This window comes from Vibrio qinghaiensis (genome assembly GCF_002257545.1).
Classification (GTDB): domain Bacteria; phylum Pseudomonadota; class Gammaproteobacteria; order Enterobacterales; family Vibrionaceae; genus Vibrio; species Vibrio ordalii.
Map to the genome: position 1 here is coordinate 2,300,715 of NZ_CP022741.1, position 23,606 is coordinate 2,324,320.

Annotated in this window: 18 protein-coding genes; 6 read left to right on the forward strand and 12 right to left on the reverse strand. The window is 44.8% G+C overall.

Going from position 1 to position 23,606, the window contains the following annotated elements:
• Positions 1–13 precede the first annotated feature (13 nt).
• Both rplM and zapE read right to left on the reverse strand, forming a co-directional pair.
• Positions 14–442, reverse strand: a complete 429-nt coding sequence (gene rplM, locus CCZ37_RS10625) for a 50S ribosomal protein L13 (protein WP_010318042.1) — start codon at positions 440–442, stop codon at positions 14–16.
• Between the two features lie 237 nt (positions 443–679).
• Complete coding sequence (gene zapE, locus CCZ37_RS10635) at positions 680–1,786, reverse strand: cell division protein ZapE (protein WP_010318043.1); 1,107 nt, start codon at positions 1,784–1,786, stop codon at positions 680–682.
• Between the two features lie 142 nt (positions 1,787–1,928).
• On the opposite strand from zapE, the gene zapG reads away from it, so the two are divergent.
• The 3 genes from zapG (at position 1,929) to degS (ending at position 5,082) form a co-directional block, all read left to right on the forward strand.
• The gene (zapG, locus tag CCZ37_RS10640; RefSeq protein WP_010318045.1) at positions 1,929–2,372 is read left to right on the forward strand and encodes a Z-ring associated protein ZapG; all 444 of its coding nucleotides are present in this window, start codon (positions 1,929–1,931) and stop codon (positions 2,370–2,372) included.
• A gap of 116 nt (positions 2,373–2,488) precedes the next feature.
• On the forward strand, positions 2,489–3,853 hold the full coding sequence (locus CCZ37_RS10645; protein WP_094500494.1) for a Do family serine endopeptidase: 1,365 nt from the start codon (positions 2,489–2,491) through the stop codon (positions 3,851–3,853).
• 164 nt (positions 3,854–4,017) lie between these two features.
• Positions 4,018–5,082 (forward strand): outer membrane-stress sensor serine endopeptidase DegS, encoded by a 1,065-nt coding sequence (gene degS, locus CCZ37_RS10650; RefSeq protein ID WP_094500495.1) that lies wholly within the window; start codon positions 4,018–4,020, stop codon positions 5,080–5,082.
• Positions 5,083–5,153: 71 nt separating this feature from the next.
• On the opposite strand, the gene parC is transcribed toward degS, so the two are convergent.
• From parC to nudF, 6 genes are all read right to left on the reverse strand, one after another.
• Positions 5,154–7,430 carry a DNA topoisomerase IV subunit A gene (gene parC / locus CCZ37_RS10655; protein WP_094500496.1) on the reverse strand — a complete coding sequence of 759 codons (2,277 nt, stop codon included), beginning with the start codon at positions 7,428–7,430 and terminating at the stop codon, positions 5,154–5,156.
• Complete coding sequence (gene parE, locus CCZ37_RS10660) at positions 7,431–9,314, reverse strand: DNA topoisomerase IV subunit B (protein WP_017042666.1); 1,884 nt, start codon at positions 9,312–9,314, stop codon at positions 7,431–7,433.
• Between the two features lie 212 nt (positions 9,315–9,526).
• Complete coding sequence (yqiA, locus tag CCZ37_RS10665) at positions 9,527–10,111, reverse strand: esterase YqiA (RefSeq protein WP_010318050.1); 585 nt, start codon at positions 10,109–10,111, stop codon at positions 9,527–9,529.
• A gap of 1 nt (position 10,112) precedes the next feature.
• The gene (gene cpdA / locus CCZ37_RS10670; RefSeq protein WP_010318051.1) at positions 10,113–10,934 is read right to left on the reverse strand and encodes a 3',5'-cyclic-AMP phosphodiesterase; all 822 of its coding nucleotides are present in this window, start codon (positions 10,932–10,934) and stop codon (positions 10,113–10,115) included.
• Positions 10,935–10,981: 47 nt separating this feature from the next.
• Positions 10,982–11,416, reverse strand: a complete 435-nt coding sequence (locus CCZ37_RS10675; RefSeq protein ID WP_017042669.1) for a DUF1249 family protein — start codon at positions 11,414–11,416, stop codon at positions 10,982–10,984.
• Positions 11,404–12,033, reverse strand: a complete 630-nt coding sequence (nudF, locus tag CCZ37_RS10680; protein WP_010318052.1) for an ADP-ribose diphosphatase — start codon at positions 12,031–12,033, stop codon at positions 11,404–11,406. Before nudF ends, CCZ37_RS10675 begins: the two co-directional genes overlap by 13 nt.
• A gap of 234 nt (positions 12,034–12,267) precedes the next feature.
• Between nudF and tolC the strand changes: the two genes are divergently transcribed.
• Positions 12,268–13,575 (forward strand): outer membrane channel protein TolC, encoded by a 1,308-nt coding sequence (gene tolC / locus CCZ37_RS10685; protein WP_094500497.1) that lies wholly within the window; start codon positions 12,268–12,270, stop codon positions 13,573–13,575.
• Positions 13,576–13,659: 84 nt separating this feature from the next.
• On the opposite strand, the gene hldE is transcribed toward tolC, so the two are convergent.
• The 4 genes from hldE to CCZ37_RS10705 form a co-directional block, all read right to left on the reverse strand.
• Positions 13,660–15,090, reverse strand: a complete 1,431-nt coding sequence (hldE, locus tag CCZ37_RS10690) for a bifunctional D-glycero-beta-D-manno-heptose-7-phosphate kinase/D-glycero-beta-D-manno-heptose 1-phosphate adenylyltransferase HldE (protein WP_094500498.1) — start codon at positions 15,088–15,090, stop codon at positions 13,660–13,662.
• Positions 15,091–15,153: 63 nt separating this feature from the next.
• Entirely contained in the window at positions 15,154–17,997 is a 2,844-nt protein-coding gene (gene glnE / locus CCZ37_RS10695; protein WP_094500499.1) for a bifunctional [glutamate--ammonia ligase]-adenylyl-L-tyrosine phosphorylase/[glutamate--ammonia-ligase] adenylyltransferase, read from the reverse strand.
• Between the two features lie 126 nt (positions 17,998–18,123).
• A complete protein-coding gene (locus tag CCZ37_RS10700) occupies positions 18,124–19,380 on the reverse strand; it encodes a methyl-accepting chemotaxis protein (protein ID WP_010318060.1) in 1,257 nt (418 codons plus the stop codon).
• A 382-nt stretch (positions 19,381–19,762) separates the two neighbouring features.
• Positions 19,763–21,286, reverse strand: coding sequence for a CYTH and CHAD domain-containing protein (locus tag CCZ37_RS10705; RefSeq protein ID WP_010319784.1), 1,524 nt, complete (start codon positions 21,284–21,286; stop codon positions 19,763–19,765).
• A 205-nt stretch (positions 21,287–21,491) separates the two neighbouring features.
• Between CCZ37_RS10705 and CCZ37_RS10710 the strand changes: the two genes are divergently transcribed.
• Both CCZ37_RS10710 and CCZ37_RS10715 read left to right on the forward strand, forming a co-directional pair.
• Positions 21,492–22,172, forward strand: a complete 681-nt coding sequence (locus CCZ37_RS10710) for a TIGR00153 family protein (RefSeq protein ID WP_094500500.1) — start codon at positions 21,492–21,494, stop codon at positions 22,170–22,172.
• Between the two features lie 144 nt (positions 22,173–22,316).
• On the forward strand, positions 22,317–23,576 hold the full coding sequence (locus CCZ37_RS10715) for an inorganic phosphate transporter (RefSeq protein WP_094500501.1): 1,260 nt from the start codon (positions 22,317–22,319) through the stop codon (positions 23,574–23,576).
• Positions 23,577–23,606 lie beyond the last annotated feature (30 nt).

Genomic DNA, 23,606 nt, shown 5'->3' on the forward strand with positions numbered 1-23,606 from the left:
TCGAAATCCCCAATTAGATGTCTAGTACTTTTGGTTGTTGAGCAGCATGGTTGTGCTCAGCGCCAGCGTAAACTTTCAGCTTACGGTACATAGCACGGCCTAGAGGACCACGTGGTAGCATACCTTTAACCGCTAGCTCAATAACCATCTCTGGCTTACGAACAATCAGCTTGTCGAAAGTGATTGATTTTAAGCCGCCTGGAAATTCAGTGTGACGGTAGTAAGTTTTAGCTGCTGCTTTGTTACCAGTTACAGTAACTTTCTCAGCGTTTACAACGATGATGTAATCACCAGTGTCTACGTGAGGAGTGTATTCAGCTTTATGTTTGCCACGTAGGCGAGATGCAATTTCACTTGCTAGACGACCTAGAGTTTTACCCTCAGCGTCTACGATATACCAGTCGCGTTTTACAGTTTCTGGTTTAGCAACGAAAGTTTTCATGCTAATAATAACCCGTTAAATAAAATTTACACTAAAAGGAGCATTAAAATGCCCCCACTGTCTAAGAGTCCAAAGTTACCCCTTCGAGCGTTTGGTTTCTCTCGGCCTCTCGTTTCACAGAAACAGGCCTGCAGTAACGGTGGGTCGCAGGATTATAGGGAAGTCAGTAGAAAAAATCACCTCTTTTTGAACAAAATCACGATTTTTTTATTTTGCTTTAAAAGTGTCCGAATTGAGCTAAGCCAGATGTTCCCTTGCTAAATACTCATGACTTTGCATTTCAATTAACCGCGACTGACAACGTTTGAATTCAAACTCAAGTTGCCCATGCGGGTACAGCTCGTCCAACGCCACTTCGGCTGAGATAATCACTTTGACATGCCGTTCATAAAACTCATCAATCAACGCAATAAAACGCCGTGCTGCATCATCAATGGTTCTATCCATCTGCTTCACATCAGCCAACAGTACTGTATGGTAAATTTTGGACAACTCAATGTAATCATTTTGGCTTCTTGCCGTTTGGCATAACTGCTCGAAGGTTGCATACAAAATACCATCACCAGCTTTTACAACAGAGAGAGTGCGGTGATTGATTTCGATCTCACTGAGCGCCTCTTTTTTCTCGTCACCAACCAATTGCCGATAGTAATGTTGTAAATTATGGCTTGCCGCTTCATCCAATGGATAGTGGTAAATTTCCGCTTGCTCTAATGTTCTTAAGCGATAATCAATACCACTATCGACGTTCAACACATGACAGTGTAATTCAATCAAAGCAATTGCAGGGAGAAATCGGGCTCGTTGCAAGCCGTTGCGATATAAGTCGTGCGGTGGAATGTTCGATGTCGCCACTAAGATAATACCGCGTTTAAACAGTGCTTGAAACAAGGTACCCAAAATCATCGCATCAGTAATATCTGATACGAAAAACTCATCAAAACAGATAATTTCCGTTTCTGACTTAAAAATATCGGCAACCTTTTCTAAGGGCTCCTCAACTCCAGCCAGCTCCTTCAACTCATCATGAACTCGATACATAAAACGGTGGAAATGCACTCGCAATTTACGAGTGGTTGGCAGAGCCTCAAAAAACGTATCCATTAAATAGGTTTTTCCTCTCCCGACACCGCCCCAAAAATAGAGCCCTTTAGGCAAGTTAGGCAGCTCAGGTTGGCGACCAAACCATTTAGCCCAAACCGCGGAAGGCTTAATTGGTTGGTTAAGATAATCCTGAAACTGGTGGTAGAGTAAATCCAACGCATCGACGGCGCTTTCTTGAGCAGAGTCTCGTTGAAAACCGAGTTTTTTCAAATCGTGTTCATATCGCTGTTTTGGTGTCATGACTGCCTACTACACTAAAAAATGGAAACTGCTATTTCGTGTATTTCGCTTTATTGGCTAGAGCAGTCATAGTAACATGTCGAAGCAACATGTGTAACCAATAGGTAATAAACATGTTAAATAACAACAATAAGGAGCTGTTATGCCTTTGATATATGCCATTGTGGGCTTGCTAGTAGGGGCTGCGTTGGGAATGGTCATTTCACGATTGACTACGCCTCAATATAAAAACCAAAAGTCTCTACAAAAAGAATTAGATAACGCGAAATTTAGTTTGGAACAACAGCGCCAAGAATTGTCAGATCATTTTGCTCAAACAGCAGAGATGCTCGATACCCTAGGTAAAGATTACACCAAACTGTACCAACACATGGCCAAAACATCGTCCGAAATTTTACCGAATATGCCAGAGCAAGATAATCCATTTATCAAAAAAATTGCACTGCACAGTGAACCAGAAAAAAGTAACGATAATCTTTTTGAACAACCACCAAAAGATTATGCTAATGGGGCTACGGGGCTTTTTAATACTCCAGAAAAAGAGATCATTCATTCTGCAGACGTAGTTAAGGCGAAAGCCCTTTAATCTGAATTCATGAACTTTATAAAGGTTTTTGAGTCATAAACCTCACGAGAGTGTTGAAGTTTTGTCTTTCGTACAAATATTAAACTTCGGACACAGTTATTCTAAAGGAGCTTATGATGAAAAAACCTTTACTTATTTTAACCGCCCTATCATTAAGTTTAAGTTCAATCATCACCCCACTACCTGCAATGGCAGCACTACCCTTTTCTGTCAGTGGTGAGCCATTGCCAAGCTTAGCACCGATGCTAGAGCAAGTGACGCCTGCGGTTGTCAGTATCTCCGTTGAAGGAACTCAAGTTTCTCATCAACGTTTACCCGAGCAGTTTCGATTTTTCTTTGGTCCTGATTTTCCAATCGACCAATCGCAAGAGCGGCCATTTAGAGCATTAGGCTCTGGTGTCATTACTGACGCAGACAAAGGCTATGTTGTGACTAATTATCACGTCATCGATGGTGCTGATAAGATTCGCGTCAAACTGTACGACGGCCGAGAATACGATGCGGAGCTCGTCGGTGGCGATAAAATGTCCGATGTCGCGCTGATCAAACTCAAAAAAGCAAAAAATTTAACCCAAATTCGTATCGCAGATTCAGACAAACTGCGTGTGGGTGATTTCACTGTCGCGATCGGGAACCCGTTTGGTCTTGGTCAAACGGTGACTTCCGGCATTGTTTCTGCGTTGGGACGAAGTGGACTTAATCTTGAAAACTTTGAGAACTTTATTCAGACCGATGCCGCGATTAACAGTGGCAACTCTGGTGGTGCCTTAGTCAATCTCAATGGTGAATTGATTGGGATTAATACCGCGATTCTTGGGCCGAATGGTGGCAACGTTGGGATAGGTTTTGCAATACCATCAAATATGATGAAAAACTTGACCGAACAGATCTTAGAATTTGGTGAGGTAAAACGTGGCGTGCTCGGCGTTCAAGGGGGTGAAATAACCTCTGAACTGGCTGAAGCGCTAGGCTATGAGTCAAGTAAAGGGGCGTTTGTTAGCCAAGTTATCAAAGATAGCGCCGCCGATAAAGCAGGGATCAAAGCGGGTGATGTCATCACAGCTATTAATGGAAAAAACGTTTCTACCTTCAACGAATTAAGAGCCAAAGTGGCAACATTAGGTGCAGGTAAAAAAATCACAATCGATGTTATCCGCGATGGTAAAAGCAAAACCTTCGACGTAACCTTGAGTGAAAACAACACCACAACCAAAGCAGAGCAACTGCACTCGGGGTTGACTGGTGCGGCACTGACCAATACGACGGATCAAGACCCAATCGCTGGCGTTAAAGTGACTGCTATAGAGAAAGGGTCAGCGGCAGAAGCGTATCAACTACAAAAAGAGGACATCATCATTGGTGTTAACCGCCAACGAGTGAAAAACCTCGCACAATTACGCGAAATTTTGGAGAAAAAGCCGAGCATACTTGCGCTGAATATCCAACGAGGTGATAGAACCATTTACTTGGTTATTCGCTAACATTTACTTGGTTATTCGCTAATTAGTGAGAATCGCTTGTGGAGCGAAAAGGGCAGCATTTGAATGCTGCCCTTTTCTTATTCAATCATGTAGTGCTATTCTTCCTCTCTCAAGCTCAGGTGTAAAATAAGCTGAGTATATAGCGGGTTTTGTTTGGGGAAGATATGCTTAACTTTTTACTTCGTTCAGTGGGACTTGGGCTTCTCGCTGCTGTCGTTATCTTATTAGCGGTTCCCTCGCTACGTTCCAATGTTCTCCCAAAAATAACAGCAATAGAATCACCTAATGCACTCTCTTTGCAAATTTCGTTTAACCAAGCAGTTCGCCGCGCCGCACCTGCTGTCGTCAATATTTACAACCAAAAATACACCGAAAGCGATCGCAGTAAACTGTCGATTCAGGGGTTAGGCTCTGGTGTAATTGTGAGCGAGAAAGGGTACATCATTACGAACTATCACGTAGTAGCCCAAGCCGACCAAATCGTGGCGGCATTGCAAGATGGCCGTCTCGCTGCCGCACAATTGGTAGGCAAAGATCGACGCACGGATATCGCAATTTTGCGAATTGAAGGCACAAACCTTCCCGTTATTCCACAAAATCCCAATTACTCGGTGAAAGTTGGCGATGTGGTACTGGCCATTGGCAATCCATACAACCTTGGGCAAACCACTACTTTTGGTATCATTTCTGCTACTGAACGTTCATCTGTCAGCACCGATGGACGCCAAGCTTTGATCCAAACTGATGCGGCCATTAATGAAGGCAATTCAGGAGGAGCTTTGGTCAACACTCAAGGAGAGCTGGTAGGTATTAACACGGCTTCGTTTCAACAAGCAACTGAAATGAAAACTGATGGTATATCATTCGCAATTCCCTACAAATTAGCCAATACCATTATGGAAAAAATCATTGCTGATGGACGCGTGATTCGCGGCTATATCGGTATTGATGGGCAAGATATTACTCCAGTAACATCTCGTTTACTTGGCAGTGAACATATTGGCGGCATAGTTGTGTTGGGCATTGACCCCAATGGCCCTGCGGTAACTGCTGGTTTTAAAGAGCGGGATATTCTTCTAAAAATTGGCGGAAAAAAAATTAATGGTCGCAAGAGTGTGATGGAAATTGTCACTGACTTGCGCCCTGGTACTGTTGTCGATGTGCTTATCTTACGTAAAGGTGAAGAGATGACACTTCCCGTGACAATTGTTGAAGACCTACGCGAATAAAACTAAGCACCAAAAACAAAGAGACATAAAAAAGCCCCCAACTGACGAAGGGGGCTTTTATTTATAGATTTTTACTCTTGCTCAAGATCTGAATCACTAAGTTCTGATTCAATCTCAATCGCAGTAACACGTTGTAACCCTCTCGGCAGTAAGCTACCTCGACGTCCACGCTCACCACGGAAGTTTTCTAGATCGCTGGCTTTTAAACCAAGTTTGCGTTTGCCGGCATAGAGCGTAATAGCCGCCCCTTGAGGCAAGGAAATTAAGTGTGACACAAACTCTTCACGCTCTTTGGACTTAGCCGCAGGAATATTGATTATTTTGTTGCCTTTGCCTTTGGTTAGCTGTGGTAAATCTTTGATTGGGAATAGCAACATTCGGCCCTGATTCGTGATCGCTAAAATGTCATCAGACTCCAAATGGCCGATGGTATGCGGCGTCATTATCTCTGAGTTCTCAGGCAAATTAACTAAGGCTTTACCACTACGGTTTTTCGACAGTAGTTCACCACCTTTACACACAAAACCATAACCGGCATCCGAGCCCACTAACCAGAGTTGATCCTCTTCCCCCATCACTACTTGGCGAATAGACGAGCCCTCTGTGATATTGAGACGACCCGTAATCGGCTCACCTTGGCTGCGCGCCGAAGGTAGCGAGTGAGCTTCAAGCGAATAACTTCGACCATCGCTACCCAAGAATACGACCTGTTGATTGCTCTTACCACAAGCATGAGCCAAATACTGGTCGCCGGATTTATAGCTCAAACTTTGGCAATCCACATCATGCCCTTTGGCATGACGTACCCAGCCTTTTTCCGAAAGCACAACGGTGATCGCTTCACTTGGCACAAGGTCACGCTCAGTCAAGGCTTTAGATTCAGCACGCTCAATCAGTGGTGAACGGCGATCATCACCATACTTCTCAGCATCTGCTTTGATCTCTTTCTTCAACAAGGTGTTCAAGCGACGCTCAGAACCAAGCAACTGCTCTAATTTTTCGCGCTCTTTAGCAAGCTCATCTTGCTCACCACGAATCTTCATCTCTTCAAGTTTGGCTAAGTGGCGAAGTTTGGTATCTAAAATCGCATCGGCTTGAATAGCACTAATACCAAAACGGGCCATCAGTACCGCTTTCGGTTCATCTTCAGTACGAATGATTTCAATCACTTCATCAATATTCAGATAAGCGATTAGTAAACCTTCCAAGATGTGCAAACGCGCCATGACTTTATCAAGACGGTACTGCAAACGGCGGCGAACCGTGGTGCGGCGAAACTCAATCCACTCAGAAAGAATAGTCACTAAACCTTTCACTTCTGGGCGATTGTTTAAGCCAATCATGTTCAAGTTAACACGGAAGCTTTTTTCTAGATCGGTTGATGCGAACAAGTGGCTCATCAACAAGTCACAATCTACACGGTTAGAACGCGGCACAATAACAATGCGCGTAGGGTTCTCGTGATCCGATTCATCGCGTAAATCTTCAACCATTGGCAATTTCTTCGCGCGCATTTGGTTAGCGATTTGTTCGAGCAATTTAGCGCCTGAAACTTGATGAGGTAATGCGGTGATCACAACATCACCACCCTCTTTATGCCAAACCGCGCGCATTTTGATACTGCCGCGACCTGAGCGATATATTTTCTCAATTTCAATTCTGGGTGAAATAATTTCCGCTTCGGTCGGATAATCTGGCCCTTGCACATACTGCATCACATCGTGCAGTTGCGCCTCTGGGTTATCGATCAGGTGAATCGTCGCATCGGCAATTTCACGCACATTGTGTGGTGGAATATCGGTCGCCATGCCCACCGCAATTCCCGTGACGCCATTGAGCAAAATATGAGGTAAACGCGCCGGCAGCATTTGGGGTTCTTGCATTGTGCCATCAAAGTTAGGCTGCCAATCAACGTTGCCTTGTCCAAGCTCACCCAGTAAAACTTCAGCGAATTTAGACAGTTTCGCTTCGGTATAACGCATCGCCGCGAAGGATTTTGGATCGTCCGGAGCACCCCAGTTACCTTGACCATCCACCAGTGGATAGCGGTAAGAAAAGGGTTGCGCCATTAATACCATTGCTTCGTAACAGGCCGAATCACCGTGCGGGTGGTATTTACCGAGCACGTCACCAACGGTACGCGCTGATTTTTTGTACTTGGCTGACGCCGAGAGTCCAAGCTCCGACATCGCATAAATAATACGTCGCTGTACCGGTTTTAAACCATCGCCAATATAAGGCAGTGCGCGGTCCATGATGACGTACATCGAATAATTGAGATAGGCGTCTTCAGTGAACTTACGCAGCGGCAGTTTCTCAACACCATCAAAGGTTATTTCAGTTGACATTTATTGCACCTCTGCCATATCGCCATAACGTTGCAACCATGCGCGGCGGTCATCTGCACGCTTTTTACCTAGCAACATGTCCATCATTTCATCCGTTGCTTCAGCATCATCAATGGTCAGTTGCACCAAGCGGCGCGTGTTTGGATCCATCGTTGTTTCACGCAATTGAAGCGGATTCATTTCACCCAAACCTTTAAATCGCTGGACGTTGATTTTGGCTTTTTTCTGGCTAAGTCGCTCTAAAATGCCCTCTTTTTCAGCATCATCGAGTGCATAAAAGACCTCTTTGCCGCAGTCGATCCGATACAAAGGAGGCATCGCAACAAAAATATGCCCCGCTTTGACTAATGCTCGGAAATGTTTGGTAAATAAGGCACAGAGCAAGGTGGCAATATGTAAACCATCAGAGTCAGCATCTGCGAGAATACAGATTTTACCGTAACGCAATCCATCCAGATCGTCGTTATCAGGATCAATCCCAAGAGCAACAGAGATATCATGCACTTCTTGTGAAGCCAGCACTTGGTCTGCCGACACTTCCCACGTATTTAAAATTTTCCCACGCAGTGGCATAACCGCTTGAAATTCACGATCGCGCGCTTGCTTAGCACTGCCGCCTGCTGAATCCCCTTCGACAAAGAAGATTTCCGTGCGGCTCAGGTCTTGCACTGAACAGTCGGTCAATTTACCGGGGAGCGCGGGGCCCGATGCGATTTTTTTCCGTACCACTTTTTTGCTGGCTCGCATGCGGCGATGCGCATTGGCTATGCACACTTCGGCAAGTAATTCAGCGAGTTGTGGTTTTTCATTCAGCCATAAACTAAAGGAGTCTTTTATCACACCTGAAACAAAAGCCGCGGTTTGACGTGAAGAAAGGCGCTCTTTGGTTTGCCCTGCAAACTGTGGGTCTTGCATCTTAACCGACAACACATAAGAACAGCGGTCAAAGACATCTTCACCAGTTAACTTAACGCCACGCGGCAACAGGTTGCGGAATTCACAGAATTCACGCATCGCATCGAGCAACCCTTGGCGTAAGCCGTTAACGTGCGTACCACCTTGTGCGGTAGGGATTAAGTTAACATAGCTTTCGGTGATCATCTCACCACCTTCAGGTAGCCAAATCACTGCCCAGTTGGCCGCTTCAGTTTCAGCGACAAACTCACCCGTAAATGGCTCTTCGGGCAATAAGGTGTAACCCTTTACGCCTTCTGCGAGATAATCTTTTAAGCCGTCTTCGTAGTACCAACGGTGCTCAAGATTATTAACCTTATCACTAAAGGTGATTTCGAGCCCCGGGCAAAGTACCGCTTTAGCGCGCAAATTATTGATTAGGCGAGTCACTGAAAAGTTAGGCGAATCAAAATAGCTGGTGTCGGGCCAAAAGTGGACACTCGTCCCTTTATTACGACGACCACAGGTGCCAGTTACCGTCAATTCCTCGACTTTATTACCGTGCTCAAACGCCATTTCATATATTTGCCCATCACGGCGAACGGTCACTTCCACACGCTTGGATAGGGCATTCACTACGGAAATACCTACCCCATGTAAACCACCGGAGAACTGGTAGCTTTTGTTTGAAAACTTACCGCCCGCATGTAATTTACAGAAGATAAGCTCAACGCCTGATATTTTCTCTTCAGGGTGAATATCAACGGGCATACCACGCCCATCATCGATCACTTCAAGTGATTGATCGGCGTGGAGAATAACTTGTACCTTGGAGGCATATCCGGCTAGCGCTTCATCGACACTGTTATCGATAACTTCTTGGCCCAAATGGTTCGGCCGCGCGGTGTCCGTATACATCCCAGGTCGGCGACGTACTGGTTCTAAACCATTAAGAACTTCAATGGCCCCAGCATTATATTGTTCAGTCATAATACGGAATGCTTTTATAGATAAATGATTCGTTACTTTTTCGGCAGTTTATCAATGATGTGCTTGTGCTTAATTAACGACAACAACGCTGATTTTTTCAGCATTATAAACTGCAAAAGTATAGGTAGAACATAGTCTGGAAGAGACTTGCTTATGTCAAGCGAGATAAGTAAGTAACAGGTAAAATTATGACTCTCCCCTCAATGAAGCCGTCAGAGATCTAGGAATTCGATGATTTGCCGCGGATATCGCTCAAAGTTCACAAAACTATGATCGCCGCCAAATTCAACCGTCTGTTTCGACCCTGTCAGTTTAGCGACAGCTTGACGGTAATCTAGTACTTCGTCACCCATTTGTTGCAACAACCAAAACGAAGTGGCGTCATTAATTTTAACCTCTAACGCTTTGAGCTCTTCAATATGTTTTGCTTCGAGTCGATAGTGCTCTTGCGTGTACGGGTTGACTTGTTCGCCTAAAAAATTGGCCAATAATTCATACGGTTTGATTGCTGGGTTTATCACCACGGCACGAAAACCAAACAAATAGTTTAACCAAATCGACAAATACCCGCCTAATGAACTCCCCACCAGCGCAATGCGATATTGATCTTGATGTTGGTGAATAAGATCAAGTAGATATTCCGCAGCTTGCGCGGGAAAACTGGGTAACTTAGGCACTAGCACTTTGATATCAGGTCGCTGCATTTGGCAATACATCACCATCACTTGTGCTTTATGCGACAACGGCGAGCTATTAAAGCCGTGAATGTACAGCAGCATAGGTTGACGAATAGGCATTTCAGTATCCATTAGCGTTAAAATCAGGTTGGAATGCGCCGTTAGCTAAACGTTTGACTTGAGTTTCTATTTGACCATCAGCCGATAGCGTTAATTCACGCCACCCTGGGGAAGTGCGATCCAAAACAAAATCATCTGAATTGGGCTTAAATTGTACACAGGTTGAGGGAGTGGCCATCACTCGGACACCGTGATGGAGTTTATCCATATTTTGATGAACATGACCACACAGGACGGCTTTCACATTGCGATGTTGCGTGACGATATTCCAAAAAGCATCGCTGTCTTTAAGGTTATGTTGATCGAGCCAAGCACTCCCCACCAATAGAGGATGATGATGTAGCACAACCAAGGTGTGTCGCTGATGGTGCGTCGATAATTTTTCGTCAAGTAAAGCCAATTGTTGATCGCTCAGCCGTCCATGCGGTACGCCCACGACTTGAGAGTCGAGCATCACCATTTGCCAGTGTTCACCGAGTAATACATGCTCCGACTGTTGAATCTGCTCTGACGGGAATACCGCGCCCATATTGGGTTTAAAGTCGTGATTACCTGGAAGCCAAAAACAAGTTTTTTCTAATGAGGAAATACCACGAGAGAAGCGAAGATAAGACTCAGCACTATGATCTTGTGAGATGTCGCCTGTGGCCAGAATGGCATCAAATTTAACATGTTGCGCACAAATCTCCGCCACAACAGCATGAAAGCTATCTACCGTATTAACACTCAACAAGCTGCCATCATCCGGCGCAAACAGATGCGTATCGGTGATTTGTAGCAGCTTGATGCTGTCTGAATTGTCTAGAGTTGGCGACACGTTCAAAATTTATTAATCCAAATTGAATGACTAATTTTCATCGATGACGAAGACTAAATTGGAGCTCGGCTAATCCCGTGCTTTAAACAGAAAGTAAGCCAATCGCCTAAAAAGCGATTGATTTGCGCTTTCTCATCTTTTTGCATCATTTGTTCATTCGGGTAATCATAGCGAGCTTTGATCTGATTTATCCGCGCACTTGCACACACTTCGGAAACACGTGCATCGTGGTAAAGCCTGACAGACATCGACGGTAATGGAAATACTGAAACGTCATCACTCTGACAAATCTCCACTAAAGTTGTGTACTTTGTGACCTCTAGCACTTGTAATTGATAGGTCATTTGAGCAGCTTGATAACAGCGTAAGTCACCCACGCTCGGCTGACTTGGTAGCAAAGCGTTCAATTTCGCGTAGTTAGTTTCGTACACACGCATTAATTCCGATAAATCAACGTGATACGGTTTTTTCAATGCTAATTCTGCCATTGCAATTGTAACTGTTGATAGTTTAGCTCTAACCATTGTAAAGCGATAATTGAGGCACCATTCTCAATTTGACCATTTTTCACCAAGCGGTAAGCCTCTTCACGGCTCATGACATGAACTTTGATGTCTTCACCTTCACACTCCAACCCATGTACACCTTTAGCTTGCGTTGCATCGATTTCACCCACAAAGACGTCCAGTAATTCAGAGCATCCGCCAGATGATGGATAATAAGAGCTAATTTTTTCGATTCGGTTCACTTTAATTCCCGCCTCTTCGATCGCCTCTCGACGGATAACCTGCTCGGACGATTCATCAGGGTCGATGACTCCCGCAACAATTTCCAGTTGCCAAGGCTGGGCGTGCTCTAATGCTCCAACTCGAATTTGCTCTATAATCACCACCTCATCACGCGCAGGATCATAAGGAAGCATAGCCGCAGCATGACCTCTTTCAAACATTTCTCTTTCAATCTCCTCACTCCATCCGCCTTCAAACAACTTGTGTTTAAAGCGGTATTTCACCATGCGGAAAAAACCTTGGAACAGAGTTTCTTTTGAAATGACGTCCACGTCTTGGGGCGTAAAAAGGTTGTACCGTTTATCAGGCTGCTGCATTTGAAACCTCGCTCATTTAATCTCATAGTTTAATCATGGAATTCATCCATCACCAAGGATATTGCTCAACTTTTTATACAAATTTTATATTTATTTTTAAATGAGCATCAATTTTTATTGCACAGATGGACAGTTATGTGTAAAAAAGTGCAAAGTTTCGAGTGAATTACCACCAATTTAAGTTAAACTCCTTAAAAGTAACCTTCTTACATATTAAGGCAGGGAATAGGACCAATGAAAAAACTGCTTCCACTATTCATCAGCGCAGCATTAGGCAGCCTGAGCTCTTCAGTATGGGCGGATACCCTCGCTGAAATCTATAATCAAGCCAAAGAAAATGACCCTCAGCTACTGAGCTCTGCAGCTCAACGTGATGCTGCATTTGAAGCGGTAACATCTAGCCGTGGCGATCTGTTACCACAAATCGACCTAGCCGCAGGTTACAATATTAACCGCAGTAATATTGATGAACGTGAAAGCGATAAGCTCACGGCAGGCATCACTTTTACTCAGCAACTTTATCAACGCTCAAGTTGGATTTCTTTAGATACCGCAGAAAAAAATGCACGCAAAGCGGATTCTGCCTACGCGGCAACGCAACAAGGGCTGATTTTACGCGTTGCACAAGCGTATTTTGAAGTGCTTCGTGCTAAAGATAACTTGGCCTTTGTCCGTGCAGAAAAAGTGGCGGTAGCTCGTCAATTAGAGCAGACGAAACAACGTTTTGAAGTCGGCCTTTCTGCGATTACTGACGTGCATGATGCGCAAGCGCAATACGATCGTGTACTTGCTGATGAAGTCTTAGCAAAGAATAGTCTTACCAACAGCTATGAAACCTTGCGTGAAATAACAGGTCAAGAACATTCTGATTTAAGTGTGTTGGATACTAATCGTTTTTCAGCCAGCAAAACAACGCAGCCGATTGATGTTCTACTTGAAGAAGCTCAACAGAAAAACCTCTCTTTGCTGACTGCGCGTATTACTCAGGATGTCGCGAAAGATAATATTTCATTAGCAAGTTCAGGACACTTACCCTCACTGACTCTTGATGGTGGCTATAAGTACGGTGATGAGAGTAATAATAACGGCGGCTCTAAAGTGGATTACAACGATTTCAATGTTGGGATTAACCTTAAGGTGCCGCTTTATACTGGCGGAAATACCACCTCGCAAACCAAACAAGCCGAATTTTCGTACGTTGCTGCAAGCCAAGATTTAGAAAAAACGTATCGCAGCGTGGTGAAAGATGTACGCGCATTTAATAACAACATCAATGCCTCCATTGGCGCTTTACGTGCTTATGAGCAGTCAGTTATTTCAGCGAAATCAGCACTGGAGGCGACCGAAGCAGGGTTTGATGTAGGTACGCGAACTATTGTTGACGTACTTGATTCAACGCGCCTTCTCTTCGAGGCGAATAAAAGTCTCTCTAACGCACGTTATGACTATGTACTGAACGTACTGCAATTGCGTCAAGCAGTAGGCACCTTGAGCGAGCAAGATATTTTAGATATCAATGCTGGCTTAAAAGCAGACAGCTAAAAAGTAAAAGCCGCTGAATTTTCAGCGGCTTTTTTGTAGCGATTGGCTCATTTTATACAATCCGCCAAAGGATGCAGCGCGATGTTAGCCTCTGCCGCCTTTAATCGCTTCAATAATTTCTGTGGTTGAGCAGCCATCTTCAAAGTTCAACACTTTGACTTCTCCACCCGCCGCAATCACTTCTTCACCACCAGCGATATCTTCAGGTTTATAGTCGCCACCTTTCACCAATAAGTTAGGTAGTACAGCCGCAATCAAACGCTGTGGCGTATCTTCAGAAAAAGGAACCACCCAATCGACAGCGCCCAATGCAGCCAGTACCGCCATGCGGCGATCTGTTGTATTGACTGGGCGACCTGGGCCTTTCAAACGCTTAACCGACTCATCCGTGTTAACCGCAACAATCAGGCGATCGCCCAATTTGGCAGCGTGGTTAAGATAAGAAACATGTCCTGCATGCAAAATATCAAAGCAACCATTGGTCATCACCACCTTTTCGCCCTGAGCTTGAGCCACTTTTACCGCATCAATTAAGGCTTGTTCACTGATGACACCATAATCAGTATCTTTGCTACCATGAACCGCTTCCGCTAGTTCAATGGTTGAAACGGTTGAAGTGCCCAATTTCCCAACCACAACACCCGCCGCTGCATTGGCCAATGCGCACGCTTCATCAAGTGGTTTACCTGCCGCAACTGATGCCGCCAGCACTGAAATGACCGTATCTCCCGCGCCCGTTACGTCATACACTTCTTTGGCTAACGTCGGTAAATGGAATGGCTTCTGGTTGCGCTGTAATAGTGTCATGCCATGTTCGCTGCGAGTCACCAGCAGTGCGCCAAGATCAAACTGTTCAATCAAGGCAGAGCCTTTTTCTACTAACTCTTGCTCTGTTTTTACTTTGCCTACGACTTGTTCAAATTCAGACATGTTAGGTGTAAGCAATGTTGCACCGCGATAACGTTCGAAATCGGCTCCTTTAGGATCGATAAAAACGGGAACGTTGGCTGCACGTGCTTTTTGAATTAATTGCTGCACATGCTCTAGTGCGCCTTTGGCGTAATCGGACAAGATCACCGCTTTTACTTTCGGTAAAGCCAGTTCCATGCGAGATAAAATCAGTTCTGGATCGGTGTTCTCAAACTTATCTTCGAAATCCAAACGGATCAGCTGCTGGCCTCGGCTTAGCACGCGTAATTTCGTAATGGTTGGGTAATTTGGCAGAGCAACAAAATCACAACTCACTTTCAACGCTGTTAACGTTTCAGTCAGAACCTTCGCTGGCTCATCCACGCCAGTTAAACCAACAATGTGCGCATGACCGCCTAGTGAAGCAATGTTCATTGCAACGTTTGCCGCGCCGCCTGGACGTTCTTCGCTATTCTCTACTTTTACTACAGGAACCGGGGCTTCTGGTGAGATGCGACCAGTTGGGCCATACCAGTAGCGATCAAGCATCACATCGCCAATAATCAATACACCTGCATCATTGTAGTCAGGTAGGATTGGTTTCATTGTGGATCTCCAATTTTTGTTATTGTGCTGAGTGTAACACAGCTCATTGAGTGTCTAAAACACTCAACCTAGCCACTGCTGCCAAGCATCTGTGACTCGTTTTCGCAGGTCAACAAACTTACTTTCATCAACATCCGCATCCAAGTTAAGCAAGTTTCGATGATGGATCTGATTGCGCATCGAAGTATAGGCATCGGTAAGAGCCTGCGCTTGTTCTTTGTCCATCACACCTTGGTTCAGTAGTGATTCAAAAATGCGTACGTTGTCTGACCAAAACGTCAACTTTGGCTTTTCATGGCTAAAACGCAGCACTAGATATTGAGCTAAAAACTCAATATCAGTGATGCCACCAGCGTCTTGTTTGAGCATAAAGCGACCACTCTTCTTACTGCCCAAATGATCACGCATTTTTATCCGCATCGAAACTACATCTTGCTTGAGCTTGGTTTCATCTCTCGTCAATGACAAAATCTCATGACGGGTGTGATGGAAAGCCTGTTGCAGAGGCTCATCACCATAAATGATTCGGGCACGAACTAAGGCTTGGTGTTCCCACGTCCACGCTTCATTTCTCTGGTATTCATCAAACGCTTCAGCAGGGCTAACTAACAAACCGGACGCTCCAGATGGGCGCAAACGAGTATCAACTTCATACAAAATACCAGAAGCGGTACGAGTGGCAAAAATGTGGATCACGCGCTGGGCTAAGCGCAAATAAAACTGACGGCCGTCAATCTCTTTTGCGCCATCAGTGTAGCAATCCGCTGGGCAGTCATGGAGAAATACGATATCAAGATCGGAATTGTAGCCCAACTCCCAGCCCCCCACCTTGCCATAACCAACCACGGCAAACCCTTTACCATCCCTCTCTTTTAAATGAGTGGGTTGGCCGTATTTTGCACTGACTTGCTGCCAAGCTTGGTTGATCACAGCTTCAACGATGGCTTCAGCAAGGTAAGTTAAGTGATCGCTCACTTTCATCACAGGCAACGCACCGGCAATATCAGCGGCAGCAATACGCAAAATGCAGATCTGCTTAAATTGGCGTAATCCTTCCATTTGCTGCTCCATATCCTCTTCGGGAATACGAGCAAGAAAATCACGCAGTTCAGTTTTATAAGCGGACAGCGCCATTGGATTATAGAGATGCTGCGGGTCGATAAGTTCGTCGAGTAAAATGGGGTAACGACTAAGCTGTTCCGAAATCATCGGGCTTGCGGTGCATAAACGCACCAGTTGCGTCAATGCCGCAGGGTGTTCATCTAGCAGCTCAAGGTAAGTGGTTCGAGTCACAATTTTGTACATCAAATGCAGCACACGAGGCAAGCCAAACTGCGCATCTGGGTGGGTAAAAATTGCTTGGAACAGTTTAGGCATCAATCGGTTTAAAACATCTCGTCCGCGTGGACCCAGCGTTTTTTTCGCCAAATCCTCTTTAAATTGGATCAATACATGCGCCATGCCGACAGGATCATCACAGGTAAGCTCTTGTTGAAAAATCGTTTCAAGCACATCTGGCTTGTGCGCCATATCCCACAGCTCGTGAAAATATTTAGCAACGCAGTGGTCATCTTCTTCATCATCACCAATCAGAGTTGCAAACACTTGATGTACTTTGGTCATATGCTGATGCGTTTCGTGAAGCAGCGTTACCCAATCAGGGCATTGCATAGCAACGGCTAAGCGAAGTTGATCCAGCTCATTGTCTGGCAAGGTTTGCGTCTGCTTATCGGCCATCGCTTGCAATAGGTTCTCAAGGCGACGTAAAAACAGATAAGCTTGTCGTAAATCGGCCACTTCTTGCGATTTGAGCAGGGCAAGTTCTTCTATTGCAACCAGTGTTTCTAATAATCCACGCTGACGTAAACTGGGTTCTCGTCCACCACGAATTAACTGAAAGACTTGGGCGATGAATTCAATTTCGCGGATCCCACCCGCGCCTAATTTGATGTTGTTATGCAGCCCTCGACGTCGCACTTCACTGCTGATCATCGATTTCATACGGCGCAGCGATTGAATGGCGCTAAAATCGATGTAGCGGCGGAACACAAATGGCCGCAGCATTTGACGCAGCTCTTGATACTGCGGATACATTTCCCGCCCCATCACTCGAGCTTTGATCATCGCATAACGCTCCCAATCACGCCCTTGCTCTTGGTAATAATCTTCGAGCGCCGCATAGCTCATCACCAGTGGGCCACTTTCGCCAAAAGGACGCAAACGCATATCAACTCGGTAGCAAAAACCGTCAAAGGTATGTTGATCCAACGCTTTGATGATTCGCTGGCCTAAGCGGGTAAAAAATTGTGCATTCGCGATGCTGCGGCGAGCGCCTTGTGTTTCACCGTTTTCAGGATAAGTAAAGATGAGATCGATATCTGAAGAAAAGTTCAACTCACCGCCACCTAATTTGCCCATGCCAATGATCAACATAGGTTGCGCTTCACCTTGGTCGTTGCTTGGCGTTCCCCACTCTAAGCAGCAAGCAGCGTACTGCCACTGATAGGTCTCAAAAATGAGCGCTTCCGCCAGTGCTGAAAGATGTGTAAGGCTCTCTTCTAACGTCCAACTGGCGGTGAAATCTCGCCAAGCGATGTACACCATTTCACGGTTACGAAACTGACGCAAAATACGATGCCCTGACATTTCATCTTTGCACTCTTCTAGCTGTATAGCGAGATCGTCTCGGTAATGCTCTAGCCTTGACTCTCCCGCCAACATTTCCGGTAATTGCATACACAACCGTTCATCTCGCAATAATGCTTCATTGATAAACTGGCTCATCCCGACCACATACAACAGTTGTTTTTTCAATGGCTCGGACCACTGCGCAATACTCGGTTGTTGCTCTAGCAAATCTTGATAGGTTGTGTGCGCAAAAGCGTGAAGTGATGAAGGCAGTAACATGTGACATCCTTGTGAATTGAGACCAATGCAGTCGCTAGAAGGCTATTTATAGCAAACTTATATCAATAAAAAACGCCCAACAACAAGAATTGTGGGCGTTGATTGAAGGATCGAATTTCTACAGAGTTAGACTTTGAACATCGTAATTTTCCGATCTAACTCTTCAGCGTTACTTTGCATGATCTCTGATGTTTCAAGCAACTCACCAACCACTGTTACTGAGGCTTCAACGAGCTCCCTCACATTGGTTAGATTTTGGTCCATTTCCTGAGCCACGCTAGTTTGCTGCCCTGCCACCGTTGCTATCTGCAAGTTCATACCGTTGATGCGTTGTACTTGACTGACAATGCCGTCGAGTTCGCTACCTGCATTAGTGACCAATTCAACTCCATCAGCCGCTTCAACCACACTTTTTTCCATCAAATCAACAGCAGAATTGGCACTATTTTGTAATTGAGAAATCATCTCTTGGATCTCAATCGTTGCTTTTTGGGTGCGCTGCGCTAAGTTACGCACTTCATCAGCGACCACGGCAAAGCCTCGTCCTGCTTCACCGGCACGCGCCGCTTCAATAGCAGCGTTAAGCGCGAGTAAATTCGTTTGTTCGGAAATACTTTGGATAGTGCCAACCACGCTGCCAATGGCCGCGACGCGCTCTTCAACTTGAGTCACGGCTTGCGCTGATGCAGCGATATCTTTCGATAATTCACTCATTTTAGTAATGGTGCCTTTGACAAAACGCTGCCCCGTTTCCGCTTGGCATGATGCTTGTTCGGTTAATGCTGACGCATGTTGTGCATGCTCAGCGACCGTTTGTGCAGTCGATGTCATTTGACTCATCGCGGTAGAAAGTTGATCAATTTCGTTAAACTCTTCTTGAGCGGACTCTTTGGTTTCTGACATGCTAATAGTCATGACCTCAGTAAGTGACGAAAGCTCTTGCGAGGCATCGACTTGCATCTTGATGACGTCTTGCAACTGGCGGCGAGTTTTCTCAAGTTCGCGTGCAACGTCACCGTACTCATCTTTACATTCCATATTAATCGGTGTGGAAAGATCACGACTTGCCATCAACTTAATTGAATCACTTAAATATTGTGTTTGGCGCAGCATGACTTTGGCTGCGGCGAGTAACAGCACAACAAAAACGATGATCATGAGTGCCGTTTGCCATACTACTTGAGTCAAATAAGCATCATAGTGTTGCTGAGCGATGTCGGTATTCTGAGTTACTGCAAGCAGTGATTCGTAAAAAGTACGAGCATCCCAAAGCTGCTTTGTGACGATCAATACTGTACTAAACACCATCAGCATAACCATTTTAGGAACGAGACGAATATCGGTAATCAAACGTTCCCATGGCTTAAATGCCATTGTTGTCATTATCAGTTCTCCACTCTGTCTTATTCGTTGATAATTTAGGTCAGTAGATACAAACTCAAACAAATCAAAAAAACACTATTTTTGAGCTTCGTATGAAAGAAGATGATATCAAACATGAGACAAACTCAATGCGTTTATTGTCATTGACCTGCTCATTTGTGGCATTATTTGTGATCTCAGACTTGTTGCTCATCCTTATCAATCACTCATACCGTTTAGAAAGGTATCGGCCCTAATTTTTTAAACTGTAGCCTTTTCATTGTGTAAAGCACTGAAGATTTGATCTCATCGACAAATCAGTTGCAGCTCGTCAGGATCAATAAAGAGATAAAAAGAGACATCACCGTCTCTTTTTTGAATTATTTATTTTAAACCGTTTTCATTAACGGCTTTTGCGCCAATAAGGCTCGGCTTCAATACCTATTTGTCGCGTCTGCTCCATTGCATGAACAATCGAGTTTTGTTGACGAACCAACCAGCGCTTGAGTTGTTCTTGTTCCTCTTCTTGCAACTTGTCGATCAAATTCTCTAGCGGCTTGAGCATCAATAAATCATCTATTCCTTGCAGTAAATCGGCCCAAGGAAGACGGAAGTTCTTACGCTCTTCAACATCATAAAGACTAGCAAAGCCAATACCTGTATAGAGATTACGCATTAAACGATATTGCTGATCGATATACTCTTGAGGACTTAACTCAACTTTAGGAGGAAAGGCTTCCATCAATTCGGCCCAAGTACGATCCAACTGTTTCACTGAAAACGAACCGACGTTACGCGCCATTTTTTCCCTAGCTTTATCATCTAAGAAAGGTTGCCAACCACGACTTAAAATCCAACGACTGAGATCAAGCAGTAATCCGGTATAACGCGCCGAATTGAGCAGTTTTATGTTTTCTTCACGGTTGGGCAGTGCTTCTTGTTGCTCTTTTAATTCAGCAATAAGCAACTTACGAGCGTCGAGCTTACGCAATGCGTGGCCTTTATCTTCAAGCAGATTGGTTAGGTAGTCATGGCTTTTTAGCCATGACAACTCTTGCTCTAACCATTTCAATTCCTGACGCAAAATAGCGCTAGCACGGCGTGGCACAACGCCACCATAAATGCTTAAGATCTGACGTAAAAAACTGGTAGCGTGGCTTATCTCATGTAACGCCGGAATTGAATCGCGCTCGGTGTAGATCTGCTCATGGTGATGCCAATGGGATAATGCATGCTCTAGCGAATGAATAAAGCACTCTTCCACGCTATCAGTACTGACTGTATTGACCAAGGTTAAGGCGTGAACTTCATCACCTTGATAACCAGACGCAAGACGATAGCCTCGCGCCGCTTTACTCAAGTTACCCAGACGCATACCACCGTGCTCACAAAACTGGCGAGCTAACGTAAACAAGGCATCGGTTTGACCTGATTTCAACTCAAGCTCCACTTCGCAGATAGGTTCTTGTTTTTCACCTGCAACGACAAAACCTTGATCGAAAGCCACTTCAACTTGGCTGCCATCGGCCATGCCAATCAGCCACTGTTCGCGTGTGAAATTAGTTGAAAATAGAGGCATCAGTTCAGATTGTAAGGTCGTAATATCTTTACCTTGTGGCCAGATATCTTCCGGATGAAGCGTCAAGTTCGGCTCATTGCTGTTGTGCTCAGCATTGTATTCTGGTCTTTGGTGCAGCCCTGCAACAACTCGACCAGCTGTTTTAACAGTTTGAACATACACATCATCAAAACGACGAATACGAAGCCCTGTGTCATGTTGACGCAACCAATTGTCAGGTGTATCGAAATAAGTGTTCCCTAACGCTCGACAACTGTGCTGAAGTACTTTGATTTCAGAGATCTTGTAACGCAAAATTTCTGAAAATTCTGGAGAAACAAAAAACTTCAGTTCTATCTCGGTTTCCATAACTAACCCTTCCAAAGCAGATAGCGAAAGAATATGGCCTAATGCACAGTGGGGCAAGTAACAAATATCACCGGAATGATGATCTAAAACAGTTTTAATGAGAGATTTAATGGGTTAACATGCGCGCCTTTATAGCCATCGCTCAACATTTCGCCATGAAAAGGTGTATGTTATTTTAAGGTTATATTTTTTAGGTTGAACGACCATGCCAGTAAATACAATTATGGGGTTATTTGCAAAGTCCCCTATAAAGCCTTTGCAGCGCCACGTTGTGTGTGTGAATGAATGTTGCTCTCACTTAGTCAATTTCTTTGAAGTTTGTTCAAAGGGTGACTGGGAAAAAGCAGGTGAAATTCGAGCCCAAATTTCTCATTTAGAGAAAGAAGCGGACGTACTCAAGCGTGAAATTCGTCTTAAACTACCACGCGGTTTATTTATGCCTGTCGATCGTACTGACATGCTAGAGCTGTTAACTCAGCAAGATAAACTGGCCAACCTTGCAAAAGATATTGCAGGCCGTGTCTACGGTCGTCAATTGATCATCCCAGAGCCTCTTCAAGAAAACTTTATTGCCTATGTAAAACGCTGTCTTGATGCAGCAAATCAAGCGCAAAAAGTGATCAATGAGCTCGATGAGTTATTGGAAACAGGATTTAAAGGTCGTGAAGTCACGCTTGTGGCAGAAATGATCAATCAACTGGATGTGATTGAAGATGACACCGATACGATGCAGGTTCGACTCCGTCAACAATTGATGGCTATTGAGTCGAAAATGAATCCGATTGATGTGATGTTCTTATACAAAATTCTAGAATGGGTAGGCGGCATTGCCGATCAAGCTCAGCGCGTTGGCGCTCGTCTTGAACTAATGCTTTCTCGCTCTTAAATCAGTAAGTTAACCAAATAACGAAGAGCAAAACTTGATCCATCAGTTTAGGCGTTGATTATTTTCTCCGCTGATGGTTTTGACTCGCTTCAAGAAAATGAGTCCAGTTATGCTCCGCTTGTTATCAAAAGACTAGGTATTACGATGGATATCCTTGCGAACTACGGCACTGTCCTGATTCTTGTTGCAGCCGCTTTTGGCTTCATGATGGCGATTGGTATTGGTGCGAATGATGTTGCTAATGCAATGGGAACTTCAGTAGGCTCAAAAGCGCTAACCGTAAAACAAGCTATTATCATTGCGATGATTTTTGAATTCGCTGGTGCATATTTAGCGGGTGGTGAAGTAACCGAAACCATTCGTAACAGCGTCATCGAACCCGCACTTTTCGCTCACCAACCTGACGTTCTCGTCTATGGCATGATGTCTGCGCTGCTCGCTGCAGGAACATGGTTATTACTCGCCTCCTACATGGGCTGGCCAGTATCAACCACTCACTCTATCATCGGCGCTATTATCGGATTTGCCTGCATATCCGTCGGCCCAGAAGCGGTCGATTGGGCCTCTGTAAAAGGTATCGTAGGCAGTTGGATTGTCACCCCAGTCATTTCTGGCTTATTCGCCTACTTAATCTTCGTCAGTGCTCAACGCTTGATTTTCGATACTGAAAATCCACTGATGAACGCCAAACGCTTTGTTCCTATTTATATGTTCATCACCACTATGGTGATCGCACTAGTTACCATCAAAAAAGGCCTTAAACATATAGGCTTACACTTGAGCACTGGTGAGGCATGGTTATGTTCGGCGGCGTTATCAGGCCTTGTTATGGTCGGTGGTTATTACTACATTAAGAAAAAATTTGCTAACCGCGAAGAAGACCACGGTTTTTCCGGTGTTGAGAGCATCTTTAGCGTATTAATGGTGATCACAGCGTGCGCAATGGCTTTTGCGCATGGTTCAAATGATGTAGCGAACGCGATTGGCCCTCTATCTGCGGTGGTTTCAACGGTTGAAAGCTTGGGCGCTGTCAGTGCTAAAAGCTCAATTGCTTGGTGGATTTTGCCACTGGGTGGTTTTGGTATTGTGGTTGGCTTAGCGACTCTTGGTCACAAAGTTATGGCAACAGTCGGTACCGGTATTACTGAACTGACACCAAGCCGTGGCTTCGCAGCTCAGTTAGCAACAGCATCAACGGTCGTCTTGGCATCAGGTACTGGCCTTCCAATCTCAACCACACAAACGCTTGTTGGTGCGGTATTAGGGGTTGGTTTTGCTCGTGGAATTGCGGCACTGAATTTAGGTGTGGTGCGTAATATCGTTGCCTCATGGATTGTGACTTTGCCAGCAGGCGCTTTACTTGCAGTTATTTTCTTCTATGCCCTGCAAGCAATATTTGGCTAACACAATAAGTCAATAGATTGTAAGTGCAAT